This window comes from Pantoea sp. EEL5, assembly GCF_049892805.1.
In the GTDB taxonomy this organism is placed as follows: Bacteria; Pseudomonadota; Gammaproteobacteria; order Enterobacterales; family Enterobacteriaceae; genus Pantoea; species Pantoea ananatis.
Genome location: NZ_JBNDNJ010000002.1, coordinates 56,775 through 77,568 on the forward strand (window position 1 = coordinate 56,775; position 20,794 = coordinate 77,568).

Below are 20,794 nucleotides of genomic sequence, written 5' to 3' on the forward strand. Positions count from 1 at the left end.
AACAGGCCGACAATGTTGTCGGCCTTTTTTTTGGATGCAGTATGAACGTGAATATCTGGATGGCACTGGCGTTGGTTCTGGTGCTGGAAGGCCTGGGGCCAATGTTTATGCCACGTCTGTGGCGACGTGTGATTTTGAGCATGACACAATTGCCCGATCGCCTGTTACATCGATTTGGCGGGGGATTGGTGGTGGCAGGAATGGTGATTTACTGTATGTTGCGGCTGCATGGCGAACTCTAATGCGTTCAGCCTCGCCGTCTGAATGGTATCTCAGCCTCGATTTTACCCCTGGATGTTGTAGTGATCAAAACTCAGGCAAAAAAGCGCGCAATCGTATGCTAAAAGTGCTGAAAACCGAAAAATCAGATGGTAGAATCCTTTTTTAAGCAATCGGTGATTTTGAGAAATGGGTAAGAACGTCGTCGTACTGGGCACCCAATGGGGTGACGAAGGTAAAGGTAAGATTGTAGACCTTCTGACTGAGCGCGCTAATTACGTTGTGCGTTATCAAGGCGGCCACAATGCGGGCCATACACTTGTCATCAACGGTGAAAAAACCGTCCTCCACTTAATCCCTTCTGGCATTCTGCGTGACAACGTTACCAGCATCATTGGTAATGGCGTGGTGCTTTCTCCTGAAGCTCTGATGAAAGAGATGAAAGGCCTGGAAGAGCGTGGAATTCCGGTACGCGAACGTCTGCTGATTTCTGAAGCCTGCCCGTTGATCCTGCAATACCATGTGGCAATGGATATGGCGCGCGAGAAAGCGCGTGGTGCAAAAGCCATTGGTACCACAGGTCGCGGTATCGGTCCTGCTTATGAAGACAAAGTAGCCCGCCGTGCACTGCGCGTCAGCGACCTGTTTAACAAAGAAACCTTTGCAGCCAAGCTGAAAGAAGTGATCGACCTGTATAACTTCCAGCTGGTGCATTACTACAAAGAAGAAGCCGTTGACTACGACAAAGTGCTGAGCGATGTGATGGCGGTTGCCGACATCCTCACCAGCATGGTTGTTGACGTTTCTGAACTGTTAGACGTTGCGCGTAAGCGTGGCGATCTGATCATGTTCGAAGGTGCCCAGGGCACGCTGCTGGATATTGACCACGGTACTTACCCCTATGTGACCTCCTCAAATACCACGGCCGGTGGCGTGGCGACGGGGTCAGGTATTGGTCCACGCTTTGTGGATTACGTCCTGGGTATCGTTAAAGCTTACTCAACGCGTGTCGGTGCAGGCCCGTTCCCGACCGAGTTATTCGACGAAACCGGTGAGTTCCTGTGCAAGCAGGGCAATGAGTTTGGCGCCACAACAGGCCGTCGCCGCCGTACTGGCTGGCTGGATGCGGTCGCTGTACGTCGTGCCGTGCAGATTAACTCGCTCTCCGGTTTCTGCATGACCAAGCTGGACGTGCTGGATGGTCTGAAAGAAGTGAAAATTTGTGTGGCTTACCGCATGCCTGATGGCAGCGAAGTCATCACCACGCCGCTGGCAGCGGAAAACTGGGAAGGCATTGAGCCGATCTACGAAACCCTGCCGGGCTGGAGCGAGACAACCTTTGGCGTGAAAACGCTGGAAGGCCTGCCCCAGGCCGCGCGTAACTACATTAAACGTGTAGAAGAAGTGACCGGTGTGCCAATTGATATTATTTCAACGGGTCCAGACCGTAGCGAGACGATGATTCTGCGTGATCCCTTCAACGCATAATCATCCTGTGGCCGGACATTGTCCGGCCTTTGTTTTTATGTAATTTGATGCCACTAAACGCCCCTTCGCTTGTCAAACCCTTCACTGGCTGAAAAAAATACACGGTCGTCAACAGTCTGGTTTATCATCGTAACTCAATACGAAAGAGCCAGTTCAACATTGAAATAAAGAGCAGGACGGGCGAGCATAGACGTGCCACCGGATGATTGACTGAGGTCACTGTGCAGCTAACAAGTTTTACCGATTACGGCCTGCGGGCGCTGATTTACATGGCCACCTTGCCGGAAGGCAGGCTGACCAATATCACTGAAGTCACCGATACCTATGGCGTATCGCGTAATCATATGGTCAAAATTATCAATCAGCTTAGTCGTGCAGGATTCGTCTCCGCCATTCGTGGTAAAAATGGTGGTATCCGCCTGGGCATGAGCGCCAGGGACATCGTGATAGGTGAAGTGGTACGCAAAATGGAGCCACTACAGTTAGTGGATTGCTCGAACTGCTCTATCGCGCCCGCCTGCCGCCTTAAAAAGGCCTTACATGACGCCGTGCAGCTGTTTTTACAGGAGCTGGATGGCTACACGCTGGCAGACTTAGTAGAAGGTAATACACCTTTATATGAAATTATATTGTCCGAACCGCCGGTGGCAATGAATATTAAATGACATCGGAGGAACCGTAATGTCAAAAGATCCTTTTCTGGACAGAGAAGCTGAAAAGTACGAAAACCCTATTCCAAGCCGTGAATTTATTCTGGCGTTATTAGAAAAACGAGAAAAACCGGCCAGCCGTGAAGAGCTGGCACAAGAGATGAACCTGCAGGAAGAAGAACACCTCGAAGCCTTGCGCCGTCGTTTACGTGCGATGGAGCGTGACGGTCAGTTAGTTTTTACCCGCCGCCAGTGTTATGCCTTGCCAGAACGTCTCGATCTGCTCCGTGGAAAAGTCATTGGCCACCGTGATGGCTATGGCTTTCTGCGCGCAGAAGGACAAAAAGACGATCTCTACCTGTCTGCGGAACAGATGAAATTCTGCATGCACGGCGACGTGATTCTGGCCCAGCCACTGGGTGCGGATCGCAAAGGCCGCCGTGAAGCCCGTGTGGTGCGGGTACAGGAACCGCGTAACAATCAAATCGTCGGCCGCTACTTTACGGACGCGGGCGTGGGATTTGTGGTGCCTGATGACAGCCGTCTGAGCTTCGACATCCTGATTGGCCCTGACGAAACCATGAATGCCCGAATGGGCTCCGTGGTGGTGGTTGAACTGTTGCAGCGCCCGACGCGTCGTTCGAAGGCGATCGGCAAAATTGCAGAGATTCTGGGCGATGACATGGGCACCAGCCTGGCGGTCGATATGGCGCTGCGCACGCATGAAATTCCGCACAGCTGGCCGCCAGAAGTTGAGGCTCAGGTGGGCAAACTGAATGAAGAGGTTCCGGAGTCGGCAAAAAAAGGCCGTGTTGACCTTCGCGATCTGCCATTGGTCACTATTGATGGTGAAGATGCGCGCGACTTCGATGATGCGGTTTACTGCGAGAAAAAACGCGGCGGCGGCTGGCGGCTGTGGGTCGCGATTGCGGACGTCAGTTACTATGTTCGTCCCGGCACACCGCTGGACAACGAAGCGCAGCAGCGCGGTACCTCGGTCTATTTCCCTTCGCAGGTGGTGCCGATGCTGCCGGAAGTGCTGTCGAACGGCTTGTGTTCGCTGAATCCACAGGTCGATCGCCTGTGTATGGTGTGCGAAATGACCGTGTCGTCAAAAGGTAAGCTCACCGGCTTTAAGCATTATGAAGCCGTGATGAACTCCCATGCACGTCTGACCTATAACAAAGTCTGGAATATTCTGCAGGGCAATCCGGAACTGCGTGAGCAATATGCGCCGCTGGTGAAAGACCTGCAGGAACTGCACAACATGTATCAGGTGCTGGAAACGGCCCGTGAAGAGCGCGGCGGCATCTCATTTGAAACCGAAGAAGCGAAATTTATCTTCAACGCGGAACGTCGAATTGAACGTGTCGAGCGCACCTCACGTAATGATGCCCACAAGCTGATTGAAGAGTGCATGATTCTGGCAAACATTGCCTCCGCGCGTTTCGTCGAGAAGCATCAGGAACCGGCACTGTTCCGCGATCACGATCGTCCCAGCGATGACAGTATCAAAAGCTTCCGCACGGTATTGAATGAGTTGGGTCTGAGCTTACCGGGCGGTAACAAACCGCAGCCGATCGATTACGCCGCGCTACTGGATCAGGTTGCCGATCGCCCCGACGCGGAAATGCTGCAAACCATGCTGCTGCGTTCCATGAAACAGGCGGTGTACGATCCGGAAAACCGGGGCCACTTTGGCCTGGCGCTGGCCTCTTATGCGCACTTCACTTCGCCAATCCGCCGCTATCCGGATTTGTTACTGCATCGCGCCATCAAGTATCTGCTGGCAAAAGAGCAGGGCGAAGTAAAAGGCCTGACCACGGCTACCGGCGGCTACCATTACGATATGCAACAGATGCTGCAGCTGGGCCAGCACTGCTCCATGACAGAGCGCCGTGCCGATGAGGCCACTCGCGATGTGGCAGACTGGCTGAAGTGTGACTTTATGCAGGATCAGGTAGGCAACGTCTTTAACGGCGTGATCTCCAGCGTGACCGGATTCGGTTTCTTTGTGCGCCTGAGCGATCTCTTTATCGACGGGCTGGTTCATGTCTCTACGCTGGACAACGACTACTATCGTTTCGATCCGGTAGGGCAGCGACTGATTGGCGAATCTGGCGGTCGTACCTATCGCCTGGGCGATACCGTTGAAGTGCGGGTCGAAGCGGTCCATATGGACGAGCGTAAAATCGACTTTGCGCTGGTTTCCAGTAAGCGCCAGGTACGTGGCGAAGGCAAAACGGAACGGGATAAGGCGAAGCGGAACGCTAAGGCACCGACGAAGCATCGCCGCCAGGCCGGTCGCAAAACGAATTTCGAGCCGGATTCAGCCTTCCGCAACAGCAGCAGTCAGCCTGCTGCAGCAAAGACTGAGAAAAAAAGTAAAAAAGTTTCCGAGAAAACCCGTAAAATCGCCGCCGCCACCAAGGCTAAGCGTGCCGCGAAGAAGGCGAAGCCGGCCTGATGCGCACATCAGCCCCTGCGTGCATGCAGGGGCTGTTATCCATTCATTTCCAACCACTGAGCAGATTGATGAGCGAAATTATTTTTGGTATCCATGCCGTGCAGGCGCTGCTGGAACGCGATCCTCAGCGTTTCCAGGAAGTCTTTATTCTCAAAGGCCGCGACGATCGTCGCCTGCAACCGCTGGTGACCGCGTTAGAAGCTCAAGGGATCGTGATTCAACTGGCCGATCGTAAATGGCTGGACAGCCAGGTGGAAGGCGGCGTACATCAGGGGATCGTGGCGCGTGTGAAGCCGGGCCGCCAGTATCAGGAAGGCGATCTGCCGGATCTGCTGCAGAGCCTGGAAAAGCCGTTCCTGCTGGTGCTCGACGGCGTTACCGATCCCCACAACCTCGGTGCCTGCTTACGTAGCGCCGATGCCGCAGGCGCCCATGCCGTGATCGTCCCTAAAGATCGCTCCGCACCGCTGAACGCGACGGCGAAAAAGGTTGCCAGTGGTGCGGCAGAAAACGTTCCCCTCATCAGGGTAACCAATCTGGCACGCACCTTGCGCCTGCTGCAGGAATATAACATCTGGGTCGTCGGCACCGCTGGCGAAGCCGACCATACTGTATACCAAAGCAAGATGACCGGGCCGATGGCGCTTGTCATGGGGGCTGAAGGTGAAGGGATGCGTCGCCTGACGCGTGAGCACTGCGATGAGCTAATCAGTATCCCTATGGCAGGCAGCGTTTCGTCCCTCAATGTGTCAGTGGCCACTGGCGTCTGCCTGTTTGAAGCGGTTCGTCAGCGTAACGCGTGATCGCTGCCGCAATTTAGTCTTTCTGTCCGGTCATAATGGTGGCTCACCTTACATACTGAGTGAGTGATATCCGCGAGGAGCCGTTATGACCTGGACAACTCACACCGTTTTCAACCAACCTTTTCCCCTCAGTCACAGCAATCTGTTTCTGTCTGATGTTCCGCTGTGTGACGCACTGCAGCGTGAAGGCGGCGGCTGGGACAGCGAGTGGCTGGCGTCAGTCGGCAGGCAGTTGGGCAGTGCAGAATCGCTGGAGCTGGGCAGGCTCGCCAATGCTAGTCCGCCTGAACTCCACCGTTATGACGCACGCGGCGTCAGGCTGGATGACGTCCGCTTTCATCCAGCCTGGCATCTACTGATGCAGGGCCTTTGCGCCAGCCGTCTGCATAACCTCAGCTGGCAGCCTGACGTACAGCCAAATGCCAGCGTGGCCCGTGCGGCACGCTTTATCTTGCATGCTCAGGTTGAGGCCGGAACACTCTGTCCGGTGACCATGACCCACGCGGCAATCCCTTTACTACAGCGTTATTTGCCTGCCCGGTTTGAGTCCTGGCTTGAACCCTTACTCAGCGATCGTTACGACACGCATGCGGTTCCGGGCGATCAGAAGCGCGGTCTGCTGATTGGCATGGGCATGACTGAAAAGCAGGGCGGCAGCGATGTGCTGACCAACACGACGCGCGCAGAGCCCCTGGACAGGCGCGGAAGCGGTGAAGCCTATCGTATCGTCGGGCATAAATGGTTTTTCTCTGTGCCGCAAAGCGATGCGCATGTGATTCTTGCGCAAACGCAGCAGGGGCTCAGCTGCTTCTTTCTGCCACGGCTGCTGCCGGACGGTTCACGAAATGCCATCGTCATTGAGCGGTTAAAAGACAAGCTCGGTAACCGATCCAACGCCAGCAGTGAGGTGGAGTTCAGGGAGGCGACCGGCTGGCTGCTGGGCGAAGAGGGCGAAGGCGTTCGTCTGATCCTGAAAATGGCGGGCATGACGCGTCTTGACTGCGCGCTGGGCAGCCACGGCCAAATGCGCCGGGCGTTTTCCGTTGCGCTGTACCACGCACATCAGCGTCAGGTCATGGGCAAAACTCTGGTGGATCAACCGATCATGCGTCAGGTGCTGGCGCGTCAGGCCTTGCAGTTAGAAGGGCAAACGGCACTGCTGCTACGTCTGGCTCGTGCTTGGTCTTCTCCCGCCAACGTCCATGAAGCCGCCTTCGCCCGGTTATTCACCCCGGCGGCGAAATATGTGATCTGTAAAGCAGGCGCCCCCTTTATCGCTGAGGCCATGGAGATACTGGGCGGCGTGGGCTATTGCGAAGACAGCGAACTGCCTCGCCTCTATCGTGATATTCCGGTTAACAGTATCTGGGAAGGATCGGGCAACGTGATGTGCCTTGACGTATTAAGAGTGGTGGGCCGCCAGAGCGGCACGCTGGACATGCTCAGGCAGGAGTTTGACGCCGTTAAAGGCTGTAATCGCCATTTCGATCGCAGCTGGCGACAGCTGGCTCTGCACCTGAGCAAAATGGATGAGTCGCAGGCCCGTGAACTTACCGACAGGCTGCTGCAACTGGCGACGGCGGCACAATTGTTGAAGCACGCCGAGCCGTCAGTGGCGGATGCATGGTGCAGTCAGTGGCTCGACCCGCGCGGCACGCGCAAAATCGAGGGGCCACTGACCGACCGCTTACTGGCGCGCGCCAGCGGCAGGTGAGGCGCCATACAGGATGGCGGTCGTGTACCAGATCCCGGGGGTAACCGTTTCGTCGACCATCAAAATCTGATAATAAACGGCACCGGCCTGATTCGCGCGCGCAGCAATGGCACGCTGCGCGTCGTCAGGCGAGCCTCTTACGCTGGCGCTGATGGTGCCCAGCTTCGGTAAACCGCCACTCTGGGCACGGGTAATAGACTGCGCGTGACCTGTTGGCGCGGGCGGGGCCTTTGGCGTCACCTGGAACAGCGAGCAGCCACTTAACAACAAACTTAACGTCAGTAACAGAGCGTAACGCATAGCAGATTTCTCGCCGTCAGGTTAAGTGGATAAGTGTAAGCTACCCGCCCGTTATCTTCACGATTTGATCGAGAAAACACTGACCAGCTGCGTCAAATGATGCCCCTTGTCGCTCAGACTCTGGGCCGTGTTTTCTGCCTGTGCAACCAGTTCACTGTTTTGATGGGTAGCCTGGCTTATCTGGTTCATCGCCAGATTGACCTGACCAATGCCCGCCGTCTGCTGTTGTGCGGCAACGTTAATCTCACCCATTAATGCCTGAACCTGCTCAATGTGCGTCACGATATCGCTCATCGCGTCACGGGTTTGCTCCGACAGTGTATGTCCCTCCGCAACGTGACGTATCGAGGTCGCGATCAGCGTATCGATCTCTTTTGCCGCCTGTGCCGAACGCTGTGCCAGCGCACGCACTTCGGCTGCCACTACGGCAAATCCACGACCGTGCTCACCTGCACGCGCGGCTTCGACAGCGGCATTCAGGGCCAAAATATTGGTCTGGAACGCGATGGACTCGATAACGTGGGTAATTTCGGCAATGCTCTGCGAAGACACGTTAATGGCCGACATCGTGCTGACCGAGCGCGTCACCGTCTGGTTGCCATTACTCACGATACCGCTAGCCTCCGCGACCAGCGACATGGCCTGACGCAGGCTATCGGCGGTGTGCTCAACGGTCGCACCAAACTGCTCCATGCTGGCAGAGGTTTCTTCAACGCTGCTGGCCTGGCGGCCAATCTGCTCACTGATGTTGTGGCTGCTGGCTGCAATGGTATCTGTGCCGTCACTGATCTCCTGCGCGGCGCGGCGAACCTGGGCAACAATCTTCTCCAGCCCCTCGCCGATGCCGTTAATGGCGTTAATCAACTGACCCACTTCGTCATGACGCGTGGTGTCCAGATGCTCCAGCAAATTGCCGGCGGCATACTGCTCAGCTAAGTGAATAACCTGTTGTAACGGTCGCGTGATGGCGCGGCGGCTGTACCAGACAAAGCAGGGGGCAAACAGCAACACCAGAATCAGGCCGGTGATAAGAAACAGATTTCGGCTGTGAATAACCGGAGCCAGCAGGCTGTCACGATTAACTTCACCGACCACAATCCAGTTCCAGCCGGGCAGCTGTTGCCAGGCGAGCATCTTCGTTTCACCGTCGATTTCGACTTGCTGAACACCCTCGGGCTGCGCCAGCATCTGCTTCATGACGCTATCCTGCCAGTCTGGACGCTTGCCTTCATTTTGTTTATCAAACAGATATTGTCCCTGCGCCGCGCCCGGCGAGCCATTGAGCACATAGAAATGCCCGCTGTCGCCCAGGCGGCGAGCCAGCACTTTTTCGCGCATCAGGCCGTACTGCTTATCGATCTGGACGCCGACAAACAGAATCGCGATGACGGCACCGCTGTCGTCTTTAATCGGTTGATACTGCGTGATGTAACGGTGATCGAATAAGGTGGCCAGGCCCCGGAAGGTTTCCCCCTTCATGACGCTTTTCCAGGCGGCGCTGGCAGGATCAAGTTGGGTACCGATCGCCCGGCTGCCATCCTGTTTCTTCAGGGACGTGGAAATACGGATAAAATTATCACCATCGCGGACAAAAATCGTCGCGACAGCCGAGGTGCGATCCGTAAAATCATCGACGGCGATCTGATCGAGGTTAAGGGTTTTAAGGCCGGCACGCAGGGTCGGTGTGGAAAATTCGCCGACCTGAACACGTGCGGTTTCATCGCGGCTGAAGCGTTTAGGTAAAAAGCTGACGAAGAGCTGAGTATAGTTGCCGACTTCCTGCGTCAGCGTCGCATTAAACATGGATGCCATCTCGGTGATGCCCTGCACCTGATTAACCATGTCATCGACGGCAAGACTTTCCAACTGGCGTGAAGCATTCTGGCTTTGGATAAGGGTTAACGCCAATAACAAAACGCCTACGCTGAAGGAAGTGATGACGCATAGCTTCACTCCAAGGCTCGTTCTGCTAAGAGAGAAACGTTTCATAGATTACCTTTGTTTTCTTGTCAAATATGCATTAACAACGGCAGCGCAGCGGAAATATTTAGTTTAGAAATTATTACTATTGTAATGTTGTAAACCATTACCCAGGTTATCGTCGTTGGCGAGGCGCTAAAGGCCGCCCCTGCTTCAGGAGAAAATATGATTGAACTCACCACGGAAAGGCTGGCAGGTATTGAATGTTTGCATGCAGCACCCGCAGGCCAGCGCCAGCAGCGGCTGCCAACGGTCGTGTTTTATCATGGCTTTACCTCGTCGAAAGAGGTTTATGCCTACTTTGCGGTGGCCCTGGCCCAGGCGGGGTTTCGTACCCTGATGCCCGACGCCGATATGCATGGCGCACGCTATAACGGCGATGCCGACGCGCGGTTTAGCCATTTTTGGGACATCCTCAAACAAAACATTGATGAATTCCCGTTGATAGAGGCCGCGTTACGCGCTGATGACCTGATTGCCGGCGACCGTCTTGCCGTCGCCGGGGCCTCAATGGGCGGAATGACGGCGTTAGGGGTGATGGCGCGCTATGCGCATATTCACAGCGTCGCCTGCATGATGGGGTCCGGCTATTTTATGCAACTCAGCCACACGCTGTTCCCGCCTGTCACGGTAACGGGCCCGGAACAGCAGGCACAGTTCACAAAACGGATGGCGCCGCTGGCGGATTACGATCCCGCTGCCCGGCTACATAATCTCGCGGACCGCCCCCTCCTGCTATGGCACGGTGAGGCCGATGAGGTCGTCCCTTTCGCAGAAACCCAGCGGCTGGAACGGGCTCTGCACGAGCAGAGGCTGGATGCCCATCTTGTTTCGTTGTCCGAAAAGCATATCGGACACAAAATTACGCCGTCGGGCCTGACGGCGCTGGTCAGCTTTTTTAAGCGCCAACTCTAACCCATAAACGACAGCGCCTTCCGTTTCAGCCTCTGTTTGCCTCTGCATTCCCGCTTTCCGCACACAAGGGCGGAAAGCGGGCGTCTCCCGACAATTTAAATGAAATCCCCGCTTGAGTTTGTGCGTTGCCGCCAGTATGATTACGCGTCAATTTTTCAGCTGCATTCAGAGGTGTGTGTCATTACGGTGACCCACGACCTATAACGTTCCTTGCTTCCGTGGGCCGCAGCTGACCCTGACAGGAGGCTGAATAATCCGTAAGGAGCAATTTCGATGCGTCATTACGAAATCGTATTTATGGTTCATCCTGACCAGAGCGAACAGGTTCCGGGCATGATCGAGCGTTACACTGGTGCTATCACTGGTGCAGAAGGCACGATCCACCGTCTGGAAGACTGGGGCCGTCGTCAGCTGGCTTACCCGATCAACAAACTGCACAAAGCACACTATGTTCTGCTGAACGTAGAAGCGCCGCAGGAAGTGATCGACGAGCTGGAAACGAACTTCCGCTTCAACGACGCCGTTATCCGTAGCATGGTTATGCGCGTTAAAAACGCGGTAACTGAAGCATCACCGATGGTTAAAGCGAAAGACGAGCGTCGTGAGCGCCGCGAAGATTTTGCTAACGAATCCGCTGATGACTCAGATGCTGGGGATTCTGAAGAGTAATCCATCGTGACGGTTAATCGGCTGCGCTTGTCTGGCACGGTGTGCAAGACGCCAGTCCGTAAAATTAGCCCGTCAGGAATTCCGCACTGTCAGTTCGTGCTTGAGCACAACTCGGTGCAGGAGGAGGCCGGATTTCACCGGCAAGCCTGGTGTCGAATGCCTGTTATTATTAGCGGCAGCGCCCATCAGGTGATTACTCAACATATAACGGTCGGCACGCAACTCATTCTCGAAGGCTTTATCAGCTGCCATCAGGCGCGAAATGGTCAGAGTAAAATGGTGTTACATGCCGAGCAGATTGAATTGATAGATTCTGGAGACTAGCCAAATGGCACGTTATTTCCGTCGTCGCAAGTTCTGCCGTTTCACCGCGGAAGGCGTTCAAGAGATCGATTATAAAGATATCGCAACGCTGAAAAACTACATCACTGAAAGCGGCAAGATTGTACCAAGCCGTATCACTGGTACTCGCGCAAAATACCAGCGTCAGCTGGCTCGTGCTATCAAGCGCGCGCGTTACCTGTCTCTGCTGCCGTACACTGATCGTCATCAGTAACGGCTGTTGTCCATTAACGACTTTAAGAGGATAAGGTAATGCAAGTTATTCTGCTTGATAAAGTAGCAAACCTGGGCAGCCTGGGTGATCAGGTTAACGTTAAAGCGGGCTACGCTCGTAACTTCCTGGTTCCACAGGGTAAAGCTGTTCCTGCTACCAAGAAAAACGTTGAATTCTTCGAAGCACGTCGTGCAGAACTGGAAGCCAAACTGGCTGACGTTCTGGCAGCATCTAATGCTCGCGCAGAGAAAATCAACGCACTGGGCACCGTTACCATCACGTCTAAAGCAGGCGATGAAGGTAAACTGTTCGGTTCCATCGGTACCCGCGACATCGCTGATGCAGTCACTGCAGCTGGCGTTGAAGTCGCTAAGAGCGAAGTTCGTTTACCGAACGGCGTTCTGCGCACCACCGGTGAGCACGAAGTGGACTTCCAGGTTCACAGCGAAGTCTTCGCGAAACTGATCGTGAACGTAGTAGCAGGCTAATTTTTAGTTACCTGCCACACCTGAACGCCGACACTTGTGTCGGCGTTTTTGTTTTAACGACGTAACAGAATTCCCTTCTCTGTCTTGCAGATTCAGGCTCCTCCGGGCATGTTGAATATAAAATGAAACGCGATTTTATTATTGGCTACGCCCATGCATATCCTTCTGTCGAGTCCGTGTTCACCCGTCGAAATGGGGTTTTTGCCTGCGCAACGCGGTGCTGTTTGCTCTGGGGACGTTCTTACCCCGCGATCAAAAGCGGATACGCGCTGTATCGAATCGCCCAGACGATATTGCCTCGAAAGTAGTTTTTGCCGGTTATCGTTTTTTGTTAGCGGGGCTGATATTGTTTCTTTTTGCCCTGGTGCAGCGCAAACCGGTTTACCGTTTATCCCCCCGCCAGTTTAGTCAGCTTGCCCTGTTGGGTAGCATGCAAACCGCCCTTCAATACACGTTTTTCTAAATCGGGCTCGCGTTTACCACAGGGGTAAAAGGTTCGATCATGAACGCCACGGACACATTTTTTAGCATCATGCTGGCGCATTTTATCTATCAAAATGACAGGCTCAGTGACAACAAATCGCCTGGCTGCCTTCTGGGTTTTAGCGGCGTGATGCTGGTCAACCTCGAAAGTAGACTGAGTGATTTTCAGTTTGTCTGGCAGGGTAACGGCTTCGTGGTGCTGGCCGCGTTTCTCCTCTCTGCCGCCACGCGATAGGGAAAACGCATTTCTCACACTATCGATCCGAAGGTGATGACCGGCTGGCAGTTGGCTCTGGGCGGGGGCGTCATGGTAATGGGCGGTGGCCTGGCGAGTGAGACGCTGCAGATCAACAGTATCGGTGCTGGGGCGGTGTTGGGTTATCTGACGCTGATCTCGTCAGTGACCTTTGCCTTTTGGAGCGTGCTGCTAAAATATAACCGCGTCAGCATAATTGCGCCGTTTAACGTCGTGATGCCTGTAGCAGGAACGGTGCTCTTCGCCGTTTTCCAGGGTGAAGATATGTTGGGCATCAAGTATCTGCTTGCCCTGCTGCTGGTCTGTTCGGGGATCGTGCTGGTCAATAAAATCAAAAAAGCGGGATAACGGACAGCCGGTGACGTGAGCCACCGGTTATCGCTTATTCTACCCGTAAAAAGCTGCCGTCCGGCTGACGGGTAAACAGCACCGGGCCGTTCGCGCCATCCAGCGTTAAACCTGTCACGACGCCTTTTGCATCCCGACGGATTTTCACCTGTTGGCCCTCTTTTAATGTGCTGAGCGGCTGATCGTTACCTTCGACGCGCGCCATCGCAAAGACGTCATTCACCGGAAGATTATTGTCGCGGAACAGCTGCGCCAGCGTCTGCCCGGACGCAATCTGGTAGCTATGCCAGTCACCCTGAGAATCGGCCTTTGCCTCTGGCTGAGACGCGGATTGAGCCGGTTTGTTATTGTAGATGTCCGCCTGCATCGGCACCTCTTTTTCTGCCGAAGGCGTCACAGGCCGTTCTACCGGATACTGTGGCGTGCTGGACGGCCAGAGAAAGGCCAGCAGCAGGATGAGTAAAGCGAGCACGATCCCACGACGGTGGAAAGCCGGCAGCGGGTCCATCCAGCGGATATCGTCTGTGAAATGCCAGATTCGATAAAGCCAGTGAGGCAGGCGAGACGAGACGTTTGAAGGCATATCAGGTTCCTCCGCTCCGGCACCTTGCGGCCGCGTTCGTTGCGGCAGCCAGGCCTGTAACCGGGTTAAAATACGCAGTGCGTGCGTCCTGCGGCGACGAGGGGCAATCTGGCCCATATTTTCTCTCTTTCTTATAGTGCCACTGACAAGGAAAAACTTGTCACTTATACAGTATGGGCAATGTGGACGCGAAGTGCCTGCCAGCATTGATAAATTTGACCTGCGTATTGTTTCTCTTTCGCCAGCAAAAGTCATCTGCGGCGCTGTGGATTTTACGCCAGCGGCCTGCGCTGCTATGCTGCCCGTCTTACTATATCCGAGAGTGAAAGGAACGAAGATGACTACCCCTTCTTTCGACAGCGTCGAAGCACAAGCAAGTTACGGTATTGGTTTACAGGTTGGCCAGCAGCTGCTGGAGTCTGGTCTGCAGGGGCTGCAGCCAGAAGCACTGCTCGCGGGCCTGCGCGACGCGCTGGAAGGGAACTCACCCGCGGTGCCTGTTGATGTGGTCCATCGCGCGCTGCGTGAAGTCCATGAGCGTGCGGAAAGCGTGCGTCGTGAGCGCGTGGAAGCGATGGCCGCAGAAGGCCAGGCTTTCCTGCAGGACCATGCCCAGCGCGAAGGCGTCAGCAGCACCGAGTCAGGTTTACAGTTCAGCGTGATGACGCAGGGGGAAGGTCCGATTCCATCGCGCCAGGACCGCGTACGCGTGCATTACACCGGTAAACTGATCGACGGCACCGTCTTTGACAGCTCAGTCGCTCGCGGCGAACCGGCTGAATTCCCGGTTACCGGCGTGATTGCGGGCTGGATCGAAGCGCTGACGCTGATGCCGGTGGGTTCCAAATGGGAACTGGTTATTCCACACAACCTCGCTTACGGCGAGCGCGGTGCGGGTGCGTCCATCCCGCCATTCAGCACCCTGATTTTTGAAGTTGAGCTGCTGGAAATCCTGTAAGGATAAAAGGGCGGCGCGATGCCGCCCTTAGCCCTCTTACTGCTGTAAATTTACCTGCCAGAGAGCAAATCCCGTCTCGTCATTCCCTGTTGCCTTCATTGGATACTGCGCATGCTGTTGAATAAAGTGCGTGGCTTTATCACCGGGCGCGGTTTCAAAGCGAATATCAAGAGGCTGTGCAGCCTTGATCGTCGCCAGCCGCCAGTTATTGTCAGCCTGAGGGCGCACTTCACCCTGCTTTTTGGTTTCTGCGCTGATATAGGCCGCCAGGATAGCGCGGTTTTCATCCGGTGAGGCAAAAGCAATGTACTTGTCGCCCGTGCCCGCGAATTTACCGCTGTAGGCCCGGTAGTTATTGGTCGCCACCAGGAAGGTCGCTTTAGGATCGATGGGTTGCCCCTGCCAGCGAAGATCCTTAACACGTGAGGCATCAGGATGAATCAGTTGGCACTCTTCGTCATAACGGGCCGGCTGTGTCACATCAATCTGGTAACTCACACCGTCGATCACGTCGAAGTTATAGGTGCGGAAATTCCAGTTGATTAACGATTGCGTTCGGGTGCTGGTCGGATCGATCTGATTAAACTGGCCTGCGGAGCATTCCAGCCACTCTTTTACCTGCTCGCCGCTCACTTTCATCACCACCAGCGTATTGGGATAGAGATAAAGATCCGCCGCATTGCGGAACGTCAGGTCACCTTTCTCCACTTCCACGTAGCTGGCAGGATCGTTCTTACGTCCACCGGCTTTAAACGGCGCAGCGGCCGACAGCACCGGCAGCGTCGCCAGATCGGGATCGCCCTGAATAAAATGCTCCACGTAGGCGCGCTGAGCGTTATTCACAATCTGAACGGTGGGATCGTCCTGAACCAGCGACAGGTAGCTGTACATCACGTCGGCGGATTTTCCGATGGGCTGAGCGACAAACTCGCGGGTGGCATGGTGATCGTCTTTCAGGACGTTAACCAGTGCCGGATCTTCTGCGGCCAGCGATGTCTTGTTTGCGGTGTCATAGACAGGGCGCGCCTGTGCGGTGCCGTGAGTAACGTGCCAGCGGCCACCTGCGTTGCTCAGCGCCAGATCCACCACGCCCAGATGATCGCCCCACATGCCCGGCATCACCGCAGGAATACCGTTAAGGGTTCCTTTCTCAATATCCGCACCTTTAATCCGTGCAAACTCCTTGCCCGGGAAAACGGCGTGCGCATGGCCAAACATAATGGCATCAATGCCTGCGACCTCGCTGAGGTAATAAACAGAATTTTCAGCCATGGCCTGATAAGGTTCGCTACTCAGACCGGAGTGGGCAAGGGCGATAACAACATCCGCGCCTTTAGCGCGCATCTCTGGGACATAGCGACGTGCGGTTTCTGTGATGTCATCCACCCGCACCTTGTCGTGCAGGTTGGCTTTATCCCACACCATAATTTGCGGCGGAACAAAGCCGATATAGCCCACCTGCAGGGTATGTGTTTTACCCTCACGATCGGTCACGCGGGTCGGTTTAATCAGGTAGGGCGTAAACAGAGGCTTACCGCTTTTCAGATCGATAACGTTCGCATTCACATAGGGGAAGCGCGCGCCAGCCAGCGCTTTTTGCAGGTACGGCAGGCCGTAGTTAAACTCATGGTTGCCCAACGTACCGACGCTGTAATCAAGCGTATTCATGGCTTTATAGACAGGATGGATGTCGCCCTGTTTGAGCCCTTTTGCGGCCATATAGTCGCCCAGCGGGCTGCCCTGAATAAGATCGCCATTGTCTACCAAAACGCTGTTGGTGACTTCCTGACGCGCCGCATGGATTAACGAGGCGGTGCGCACCAGACCATATTTTTCCGTGGGCGTATCTTTGTAGTAGTCGAAGTCCATTATATTGCTGTGCAGATCGGTCGTTTCCAGCACGCGTAAATCCACGGTGGCTCCCTGTGCTGCAACTGAAACGCTCAACGCCAGTAACATCATTCCCGCCTTAAACATGCTCGCTCCCAAAGCTAATAGATCAAGGCTACAAAAATAATGTAAAACTCTGATGAAAGGGCAGGTTAAATCGTGATGAAGATAACGTTTTGAGTCAGCCGCACGCTGGGGTCGGGCGAAACGCGTTGCAGGCTTTGTAAAAGGATATCGTTGCCATTTTTTTCTATTATGTTGATATACCTGAAAAATGATTCAGAATGTTTGCCTGAAATCAGAGATGAACGTGAAGCTGCTAGACTGTATTCCAACGGGTATGACAGTTAACGCGTAGCATTCTCATACATGAGGTGGAAAATGTTAGAGCAAATAAGCCAACTGGCGCGTGAAGCAGGCGACGCGATTATGCAGGTCTACAACGGTTCCGTTCCGACAGACGTTTCTCACAAAGCGGATGATTCTCCTGTCACGGCGGCAGACCTGGCCGCTCATGATGTGATTGTGTCGGGCTTAAAACAGCTGACACCGGATATTCCGGTGCTGTCAGAGGAAGATCCGCCCGGCTGGGAGGTTCGCCAGCACTGGCAACGTTACTGGCTGGTTGACCCGCTGGATGGCACCAAAGAATTTATCAAACGTAACGGCGAATTTACCGTGAATATTGCGCTGATTGAGCAGGGCAAACCGGTAATGGGCGTGGTTTATGCCCCCGCGCTGGGCGTGATGTATTCCGCCGCAGAGGGCAAAGCCTGGAAAGAAGAGAACGGCGAGCGACAACAGATTCATGTGCTTGATGCGCGTCCACCGTTAGTGGTGGTGAGCCGTTCGCACAACGACGACGACGAGATGAAAGAATACCTCAAGCAACTGGGGGAACATCAGACGGTGGCAACCGGGTCATCACTGAAGTTTTGCCTGGTGGCAGAAGGGAAAGCACAGCTCTATCCGCGCTTTGGGCCAACCAATATTTGGGATACCGGAGCGGGTCATGCCGTTGCCGCGGCCGCGGGTGCTCACGTTCACGACTGGCAGGGAAGAACACTGGACTATGCACCGCGTGAATCTTTTCTTAATCCCGGCTTTCGCGTCTCGCTGTTTTAACCCAGTGCGGGAGGCGCAGCCCTCCCGCTTCCCGCCTTCAGTCCTGCAACAGCGATTTTAATAAGCTCATCACCTGCTGCACCTCCTGCTGAGAGAGCGCCCCGTCTTTAACGTATTTAACCTGACCCGTTTTATCCAGTACCACAATAGCCGAGCCGCCCTGCTGTAATTGCCAGGCGTGCTGCACATTGCCATTGCTGTCGACGATAAACTGCGACCAGGGATACTGCTGCTTATTACTGTGAATACTGCTGCGTACGAACATGCTGGTGCCAGGAATGGCATCATCGGTATTAACAATGGTGGTGGTCTGATAGCGGTCGTGAGGCAATTTCGCTGCCTTGATAGCTTCAACCAGCGCCGCGTTCATCTCTTTCGCGGATGAGCGCCCGGCAATATGCTGTACTACGCGGACTTTTCCGCTCAGCTGAGCGCTGTTCCAGTTTTTATAACTGAATTTTTCCTGCTGTAAAATCAGCTCGCCTTTGTCGTTGACGCCCACTGCTGGCACACGTTTGCCCAGCTCAATGTTATGCGCCAGCGCGCTAACGGGAATCAAGAACGATAAAGCCAGTGCTGCCAGTGTTGCACGCATCATTATTCTCTCCAGTGATCAGACCAGTTAGTCATTCCACTGTCATATTAAGTAGGGATGATGCGGCTGTCTCAAAAAGCTGTCAGCTTTGCTATCGACAACACAATTCTTTAACCAATGAAGGTTTACACTGAATAGTGAAAAGTAAATAACAGAGTATTCTGTAATGTTGTGTCAGAACGGTAAAAAAATTTATTTCTTATCGTGCGAAGCAAACAGAGTGTTCTATAGTTTATCTCGAATTCGCGCTTCATGGATCCGTACCGAATTTGGCAACGGTGAAGCGTGCTTAAAAATTAAGGAGTTAATAACTATGAAAATCTTCCAGCGCTATAATCCACTACAGATAGCAAAATATGTTAAGACGCTGTTTAAAGGAAGGTTGTACATCAAGGATGTTGGCGCATTCGAGTTTGATAAAGGTAAAGTCCTGATCCCACGGGTCAAAGACAAACAGCACCTGAGCGTGATGTCAGAAATTAACCGCCAGGTCGTTCGTCTCAAGCTAGAGTTCAACTAAATAGCAGGGCGCCGTTGGCGCCCTTAGTGTTTCTACTCTTCGGTTTTTGCCACATTCAGCATCGGCGGGCGTTCATCAATCCGCGTCACAAGTAGCTGGTCAATTCGGTAGCTGTCGATATCCACCACTTCGAACTTGTAACCGGCAAACTTCACAAAGTCTGTGCGCTTCGGGATTTTGCGCAGCATATACATCATAAAGCCGCCAATGGTTTCGTAGTTACCTGACTGCGGAAAATCATCAATATCCAGCACGCGCATGACATCATCTATCGGCGTACCGCCTTCCACCAGCCAGGAGTTTTCGTCACGTGCGACGATTTGCTCTTCCATGCCCTGGCCCACCAGGTCGCCCATCAGCGTGGTCATGACGTCGTTAAGCGTAATGATGCCCACCACCAGCGCGTACTCGTTCATGATGACCGCAAAATCGTCACCCGCCGTCTTAAAGCTTTCCAGCGCCTCAGATAACGTCAGCGTATCGGGCACAATAAGCGCCGATCGGATCTGAACCCCGCTGTTCAGCGCCATGCTCTGATTTCCCAGCACGCGCAGCAGGAGCTCTTTAGAGTCGACATAGCCCACAATATGGTCAATATCGCCATTACAGACCAGGAATTTAGAGTGAGGATGTTGAGCGATTTTGGTTTTCAGGCTGACTTCATCTTCGTGCAGATCGAACCAGACAATGTTTTCGCGTGAGGTCATGGAGGAAGGGACGGTACGCGACTCCAGTTCAAACACGTTCTCAATGAGTTCGTGCTCCTGCTTACGCAGCACACCGGCCAGCGCACCGGCTTCGACAACCGCATAAATATCGTCAGAGGTAATATCGTCTTTACGCACCATCGGCAGTTTAAAAATGCGAAAGAAGACGTTGGCCAGACCGTTGAACAGCCACACCAGCGGGCGCATCACCAGCAAGCAGAAGCGCATGGGATTGATAATGCGCAGGGCGATGGTTTCGGGCGCGATCATACCGACGCGTTTCGGGGTCAGGTCGGCAAACAGAATAAACAGGCTGGTCACGATGGTAAACGAGCAGATAAAGCTAAGCTGTTCGGCAAGTTCATGCGACATAAAGCGGTTAAACAGGCTGGAAAACGCGGGCGAAAACGCCGCATCACCGACGATACCACCGAGGATCGCCACGGCATTCAGGCCGATTTGCACCACGGTAAAGAACATGCCGGGGGTTTCCTGCATTTTCAAAACGCGCTGAGCGTTGATGTTGCCTTCGTCGGCCAGAAGTTTCAGCTTAATCTTGCGGGCGGCGGCCAGCGAGATTTCCGAAAGAGAGAAAAAAGCACTGATTACGATCAGTAGCAGAATGACAAGTAAGCTATCAAGCATATGAGATCCAAAGAGTTATTCACTTGTCATTTTTGGCCTGGGCAGCGTGCGGTTTAGGCGGTCATTCCCTGTGCTGGTGACGCAAGGGGAGCTATCCGTGCCAAAAATGTCTGCGCCCATTTAACACAATGCGTGAGCGTCGGGGCAGAAATGAAGACAGGCGGGATGCCTGTGGTGGGTGATTATAGCAGCAGCGACGATGCCGCCGCCAGAGGGCAATCGGTGGCGTCCTGTGAGGCTATCGGGCAGTCTGTCATCAACCGCCCGGTCAGGCGTACAAACGGCAATCGCGCCTGCGACGTAACAACATCGTTGTAACGTAAGTGGGTTTTGCCGACAATAATGCTCAATTTGACTTATAACTCGTTGTACACTGCCAGTTAGCAAAAAGTGCGGCTATGATGAGTGAGTTGCCGTCGCGATCGTATCGGTAAC

The 20,794-nt window shown here is 54.1% G+C and carries 21 protein-coding genes and 1 pseudogene; 15 read left to right on the forward strand and 7 right to left on the reverse strand.

Going from position 1 to position 20,794, the window contains the following annotated elements:
* The first annotated feature begins 41 nt into the window (after window positions 1-41).
* The 6 genes from ACPXSQ_RS11790 to ACPXSQ_RS11815 all read left to right on the forward strand — a co-directional run bounded on the left by ACPXSQ_RS11790 (window position 42) and on the right by ACPXSQ_RS11815 (window position 7,341).
* Window positions 42-242 carry a DUF2065 domain-containing protein gene (locus ACPXSQ_RS11790; RefSeq protein WP_013027400.1) on the forward strand — a complete coding sequence of 67 codons (201 nt, stop codon included), beginning with the start codon at window positions 42-44 and terminating at the stop codon, window positions 240-242.
* A gap of 166 nt (window positions 243-408) precedes the next feature.
* Window positions 409-1,707, forward strand: coding sequence for an adenylosuccinate synthase (locus tag ACPXSQ_RS11795; RefSeq protein ID WP_426143849.1), 1,299 nt, complete (start codon window positions 409-411; stop codon window positions 1,705-1,707).
* A 221-nt stretch (window positions 1,708-1,928) separates the two neighbouring features.
* Window positions 1,929-2,372: a nitric oxide-sensing transcriptional repressor NsrR gene (gene nsrR / locus ACPXSQ_RS11800; RefSeq protein ID WP_014604899.1), complete on the forward strand. Its 444-nt coding sequence runs from the start codon at window positions 1,929-1,931 to the stop codon at window positions 2,370-2,372.
* 16 nt (window positions 2,373-2,388) lie between these two features.
* The gene (gene rnr / locus ACPXSQ_RS11805) at window positions 2,389-4,824 is read left to right on the forward strand and encodes a ribonuclease R (protein ID WP_013027397.1); all 2,436 of its coding nucleotides are present in this window, start codon (window positions 2,389-2,391) and stop codon (window positions 4,822-4,824) included.
* Window positions 4,825-4,892: 68 nt separating this feature from the next.
* Window positions 4,893-5,627: a 23S rRNA (guanosine(2251)-2'-O)-methyltransferase RlmB gene (gene rlmB / locus ACPXSQ_RS11810; RefSeq protein ID WP_014604900.1), complete on the forward strand. Its 735-nt coding sequence runs from the start codon at window positions 4,893-4,895 to the stop codon at window positions 5,625-5,627.
* Window positions 5,628-5,712: 85 nt separating this feature from the next.
* Complete coding sequence (locus ACPXSQ_RS11815; protein WP_426143852.1) at window positions 5,713-7,341, forward strand: isovaleryl-CoA dehydrogenase; 1,629 nt, start codon at window positions 5,713-5,715, stop codon at window positions 7,339-7,341.
* Here the strand turns inward: ACPXSQ_RS11815 and bsmA are convergent.
* Window positions 7,315-7,641 carry a biofilm peroxide resistance protein BsmA gene (gene bsmA, locus ACPXSQ_RS11820; RefSeq protein ID WP_014594721.1) on the reverse strand — a complete coding sequence of 109 codons (327 nt, stop codon included), beginning with the start codon at window positions 7,639-7,641 and terminating at the stop codon, window positions 7,315-7,317. The genes ACPXSQ_RS11815 and bsmA overlap by 27 nt on opposite strands.
* Window positions 7,642-7,698: 57 nt before the next feature.
* On the reverse strand, window positions 7,699-9,630 hold the full coding sequence (locus tag ACPXSQ_RS11825; protein ID WP_013027393.1) for a methyl-accepting chemotaxis protein: 1,932 nt from the start codon (window positions 9,628-9,630) through the stop codon (window positions 7,699-7,701).
* A gap of 156 nt (window positions 9,631-9,786) precedes the next feature.
* On the opposite strand from ACPXSQ_RS11825, the gene yjfP reads away from it, so the two are divergent.
* From yjfP to ACPXSQ_RS11855, 6 genes and pseudogenes are all read left to right on the forward strand, one after another.
* Window positions 9,787-10,536, forward strand: coding sequence for an esterase (gene yjfP / locus ACPXSQ_RS11830; protein WP_014594719.1), 750 nt, complete (start codon window positions 9,787-9,789; stop codon window positions 10,534-10,536).
* 273 nt (window positions 10,537-10,809) lie between these two features.
* Complete coding sequence (gene rpsF, locus ACPXSQ_RS11835; protein ID WP_013027391.1) at window positions 10,810-11,205, forward strand: 30S ribosomal protein S6; 396 nt, start codon at window positions 10,810-10,812, stop codon at window positions 11,203-11,205.
* A gap of 6 nt (window positions 11,206-11,211) precedes the next feature.
* Complete coding sequence (gene priB, locus ACPXSQ_RS11840; RefSeq protein ID WP_013027390.1) at window positions 11,212-11,529, forward strand: primosomal replication protein N; 318 nt, start codon at window positions 11,212-11,214, stop codon at window positions 11,527-11,529.
* Window positions 11,530-11,533: 4 nt separating this feature from the next.
* Entirely contained in the window at window positions 11,534-11,761 is a 228-nt protein-coding gene (gene rpsR / locus ACPXSQ_RS11845; RefSeq protein ID WP_000135199.1) for a 30S ribosomal protein S18, read from the forward strand.
* A 38-nt stretch (window positions 11,762-11,799) separates the two neighbouring features.
* Window positions 11,800-12,249: a 50S ribosomal protein L9 gene (rplI, locus tag ACPXSQ_RS11850; RefSeq protein WP_013027389.1), complete on the forward strand. Its 450-nt coding sequence runs from the start codon at window positions 11,800-11,802 to the stop codon at window positions 12,247-12,249.
* 122 nt (window positions 12,250-12,371) lie between these two features.
* Window positions 12,372-13,336 (forward strand): annotated as a pseudogene (locus tag ACPXSQ_RS11855) (DMT family transporter).
* Between the two features lie 34 nt (window positions 13,337-13,370).
* On the opposite strand, the gene ACPXSQ_RS11860 reads toward ACPXSQ_RS11855, so the two are convergent.
* On the reverse strand, window positions 13,371-14,036 hold the full coding sequence (locus ACPXSQ_RS11860; RefSeq protein ID WP_024471140.1) for a LysM-like peptidoglycan-binding domain-containing protein: 666 nt from the start codon (window positions 14,034-14,036) through the stop codon (window positions 13,371-13,373).
* A gap of 220 nt (window positions 14,037-14,256) precedes the next feature.
* Between ACPXSQ_RS11860 and fklB the strand changes: the two genes are divergently transcribed.
* Complete coding sequence (gene fklB / locus ACPXSQ_RS11865; RefSeq protein ID WP_014604905.1) at window positions 14,257-14,877, forward strand: FKBP-type peptidyl-prolyl cis-trans isomerase; 621 nt, start codon at window positions 14,257-14,259, stop codon at window positions 14,875-14,877.
* Between the two features lie 36 nt (window positions 14,878-14,913).
* On the opposite strand, the gene ACPXSQ_RS11870 is transcribed toward fklB, so the two are convergent.
* Entirely contained in the window at window positions 14,914-16,854 is a 1,941-nt protein-coding gene (locus ACPXSQ_RS11870; protein WP_042677605.1) for a bifunctional 2',3'-cyclic-nucleotide 2'-phosphodiesterase/3'-nucleotidase, read from the reverse strand.
* Window positions 16,855-17,148: 294 nt separating this feature from the next.
* Between ACPXSQ_RS11870 and cysQ the strand changes: the two genes are divergently transcribed.
* Window positions 17,149-17,892: a 3'(2'),5'-bisphosphate nucleotidase CysQ gene (gene cysQ / locus ACPXSQ_RS11875; RefSeq protein ID WP_014604907.1), complete on the forward strand. Its 744-nt coding sequence runs from the start codon at window positions 17,149-17,151 to the stop codon at window positions 17,890-17,892.
* Window positions 17,893-17,929: 37 nt separating this feature from the next.
* Here cysQ and ACPXSQ_RS11880 read toward each other — a convergent pair whose 3' ends face one another.
* Window positions 17,930-18,487, reverse strand: a complete 558-nt coding sequence (locus ACPXSQ_RS11880) for a YtfJ family protein (protein ID WP_426144115.1) — start codon at window positions 18,485-18,487, stop codon at window positions 17,930-17,932.
* 313 nt (window positions 18,488-18,800) lie between these two features.
* Here ACPXSQ_RS11880 and ACPXSQ_RS11885 point away from each other — a divergent pair, with 313 nt between their 5' ends.
* The gene (locus ACPXSQ_RS11885; protein ID WP_003855513.1) at window positions 18,801-19,007 is read left to right on the forward strand and encodes a DUF1107 domain-containing protein; all 207 of its coding nucleotides are present in this window, start codon (window positions 18,801-18,803) and stop codon (window positions 19,005-19,007) included.
* Between the two features lie 32 nt (window positions 19,008-19,039).
* On the opposite strand, the gene ACPXSQ_RS11890 is transcribed toward ACPXSQ_RS11885, so the two are convergent.
* On the reverse strand, window positions 19,040-20,359 hold the full coding sequence (locus ACPXSQ_RS11890; RefSeq protein WP_013027381.1) for a hemolysin family protein: 1,320 nt from the start codon (window positions 20,357-20,359) through the stop codon (window positions 19,040-19,042).
* 182 nt (window positions 20,360-20,541) lie between these two features.
* A complete protein-coding gene (locus ACPXSQ_RS11895; protein WP_165971879.1) occupies window positions 20,542-20,709 on the reverse strand; it encodes a hypothetical protein in 168 nt (55 codons plus the stop codon).
* Between the last annotated feature and the right edge of the window lie 85 nt (window positions 20,710-20,794).

Bases quoted from the DNA above. Each gene is read 5' to 3' on its own strand.
- ACPXSQ_RS11790 (WP_013027400.1), top strand. From the start codon at position 42: ATGAACGTGAATATCTGGATGGCACTGGCGTTGGTTCTGGTGCTGGAA.
- ACPXSQ_RS11815 (WP_426143852.1), top strand. From the start codon at position 5,713: ATGACCTGGACAACTCACACCGTTTTCAACCAACCTTTTCCCCTCAGT.
- ACPXSQ_RS11890 (WP_013027381.1), bottom strand. From the start codon at position 20,359: ATGCTTGATAGCTTACTTGTCATTCTGCTACTGATCGTAATCAGTGCT.
- rnr (WP_013027397.1), top strand. From the start codon at position 2,389: ATGTCAAAAGATCCTTTTCTGGACAGAGAAGCTGAAAAGTACGAAAAC.
- bsmA (WP_014594721.1), bottom strand. From the start codon at position 7,641: ATGCGTTACGCTCTGTTACTGACGTTAAGTTTGTTGTTAAGTGGCTGC.
- yjfP (WP_014594719.1), top strand. From the start codon at position 9,787: ATGATTGAACTCACCACGGAAAGGCTGGCAGGTATTGAATGTTTGCAT.
- rlmB (WP_014604900.1), top strand. From the start codon at position 4,893: ATGAGCGAAATTATTTTTGGTATCCATGCCGTGCAGGCGCTGCTGGAA.
- rpsF (WP_013027391.1), top strand. From the start codon at position 10,810: ATGCGTCATTACGAAATCGTATTTATGGTTCATCCTGACCAGAGCGAA.
- ACPXSQ_RS11880 (WP_426144115.1), bottom strand. From the start codon at position 18,487: ATGCGTGCAACACTGGCAGCACTGGCTTTATCGTTCTTGATTCCCGTT.
- ACPXSQ_RS11825 (WP_013027393.1), bottom strand. From the start codon at position 9,630: ATGAAACGTTTCTCTCTTAGCAGAACGAGCCTTGGAGTGAAGCTATGC.
- fklB (WP_014604905.1), top strand. From the start codon at position 14,257: ATGACTACCCCTTCTTTCGACAGCGTCGAAGCACAAGCAAGTTACGGT.
- ACPXSQ_RS11860 (WP_024471140.1), bottom strand. From the start codon at position 14,036: ATGGGCCAGATTGCCCCTCGTCGCCGCAGGACGCACGCACTGCGTATT.
- cysQ (WP_014604907.1), top strand. From the start codon at position 17,149: ATGTTAGAGCAAATAAGCCAACTGGCGCGTGAAGCAGGCGACGCGATT.
- ACPXSQ_RS11870 (WP_042677605.1), bottom strand. From the start codon at position 16,854: ATGTTTAAGGCGGGAATGATGTTACTGGCGTTGAGCGTTTCAGTTGCA.
- rpsR (WP_000135199.1), top strand. From the start codon at position 11,534: ATGGCACGTTATTTCCGTCGTCGCAAGTTCTGCCGTTTCACCGCGGAA.
- rplI (WP_013027389.1), top strand. From the start codon at position 11,800: ATGCAAGTTATTCTGCTTGATAAAGTAGCAAACCTGGGCAGCCTGGGT.
- ACPXSQ_RS11885 (WP_003855513.1), top strand. From the start codon at position 18,801: ATGAAAATCTTCCAGCGCTATAATCCACTACAGATAGCAAAATATGTT.
- ACPXSQ_RS11795 (WP_426143849.1), top strand. From the start codon at position 409: ATGGGTAAGAACGTCGTCGTACTGGGCACCCAATGGGGTGACGAAGGT.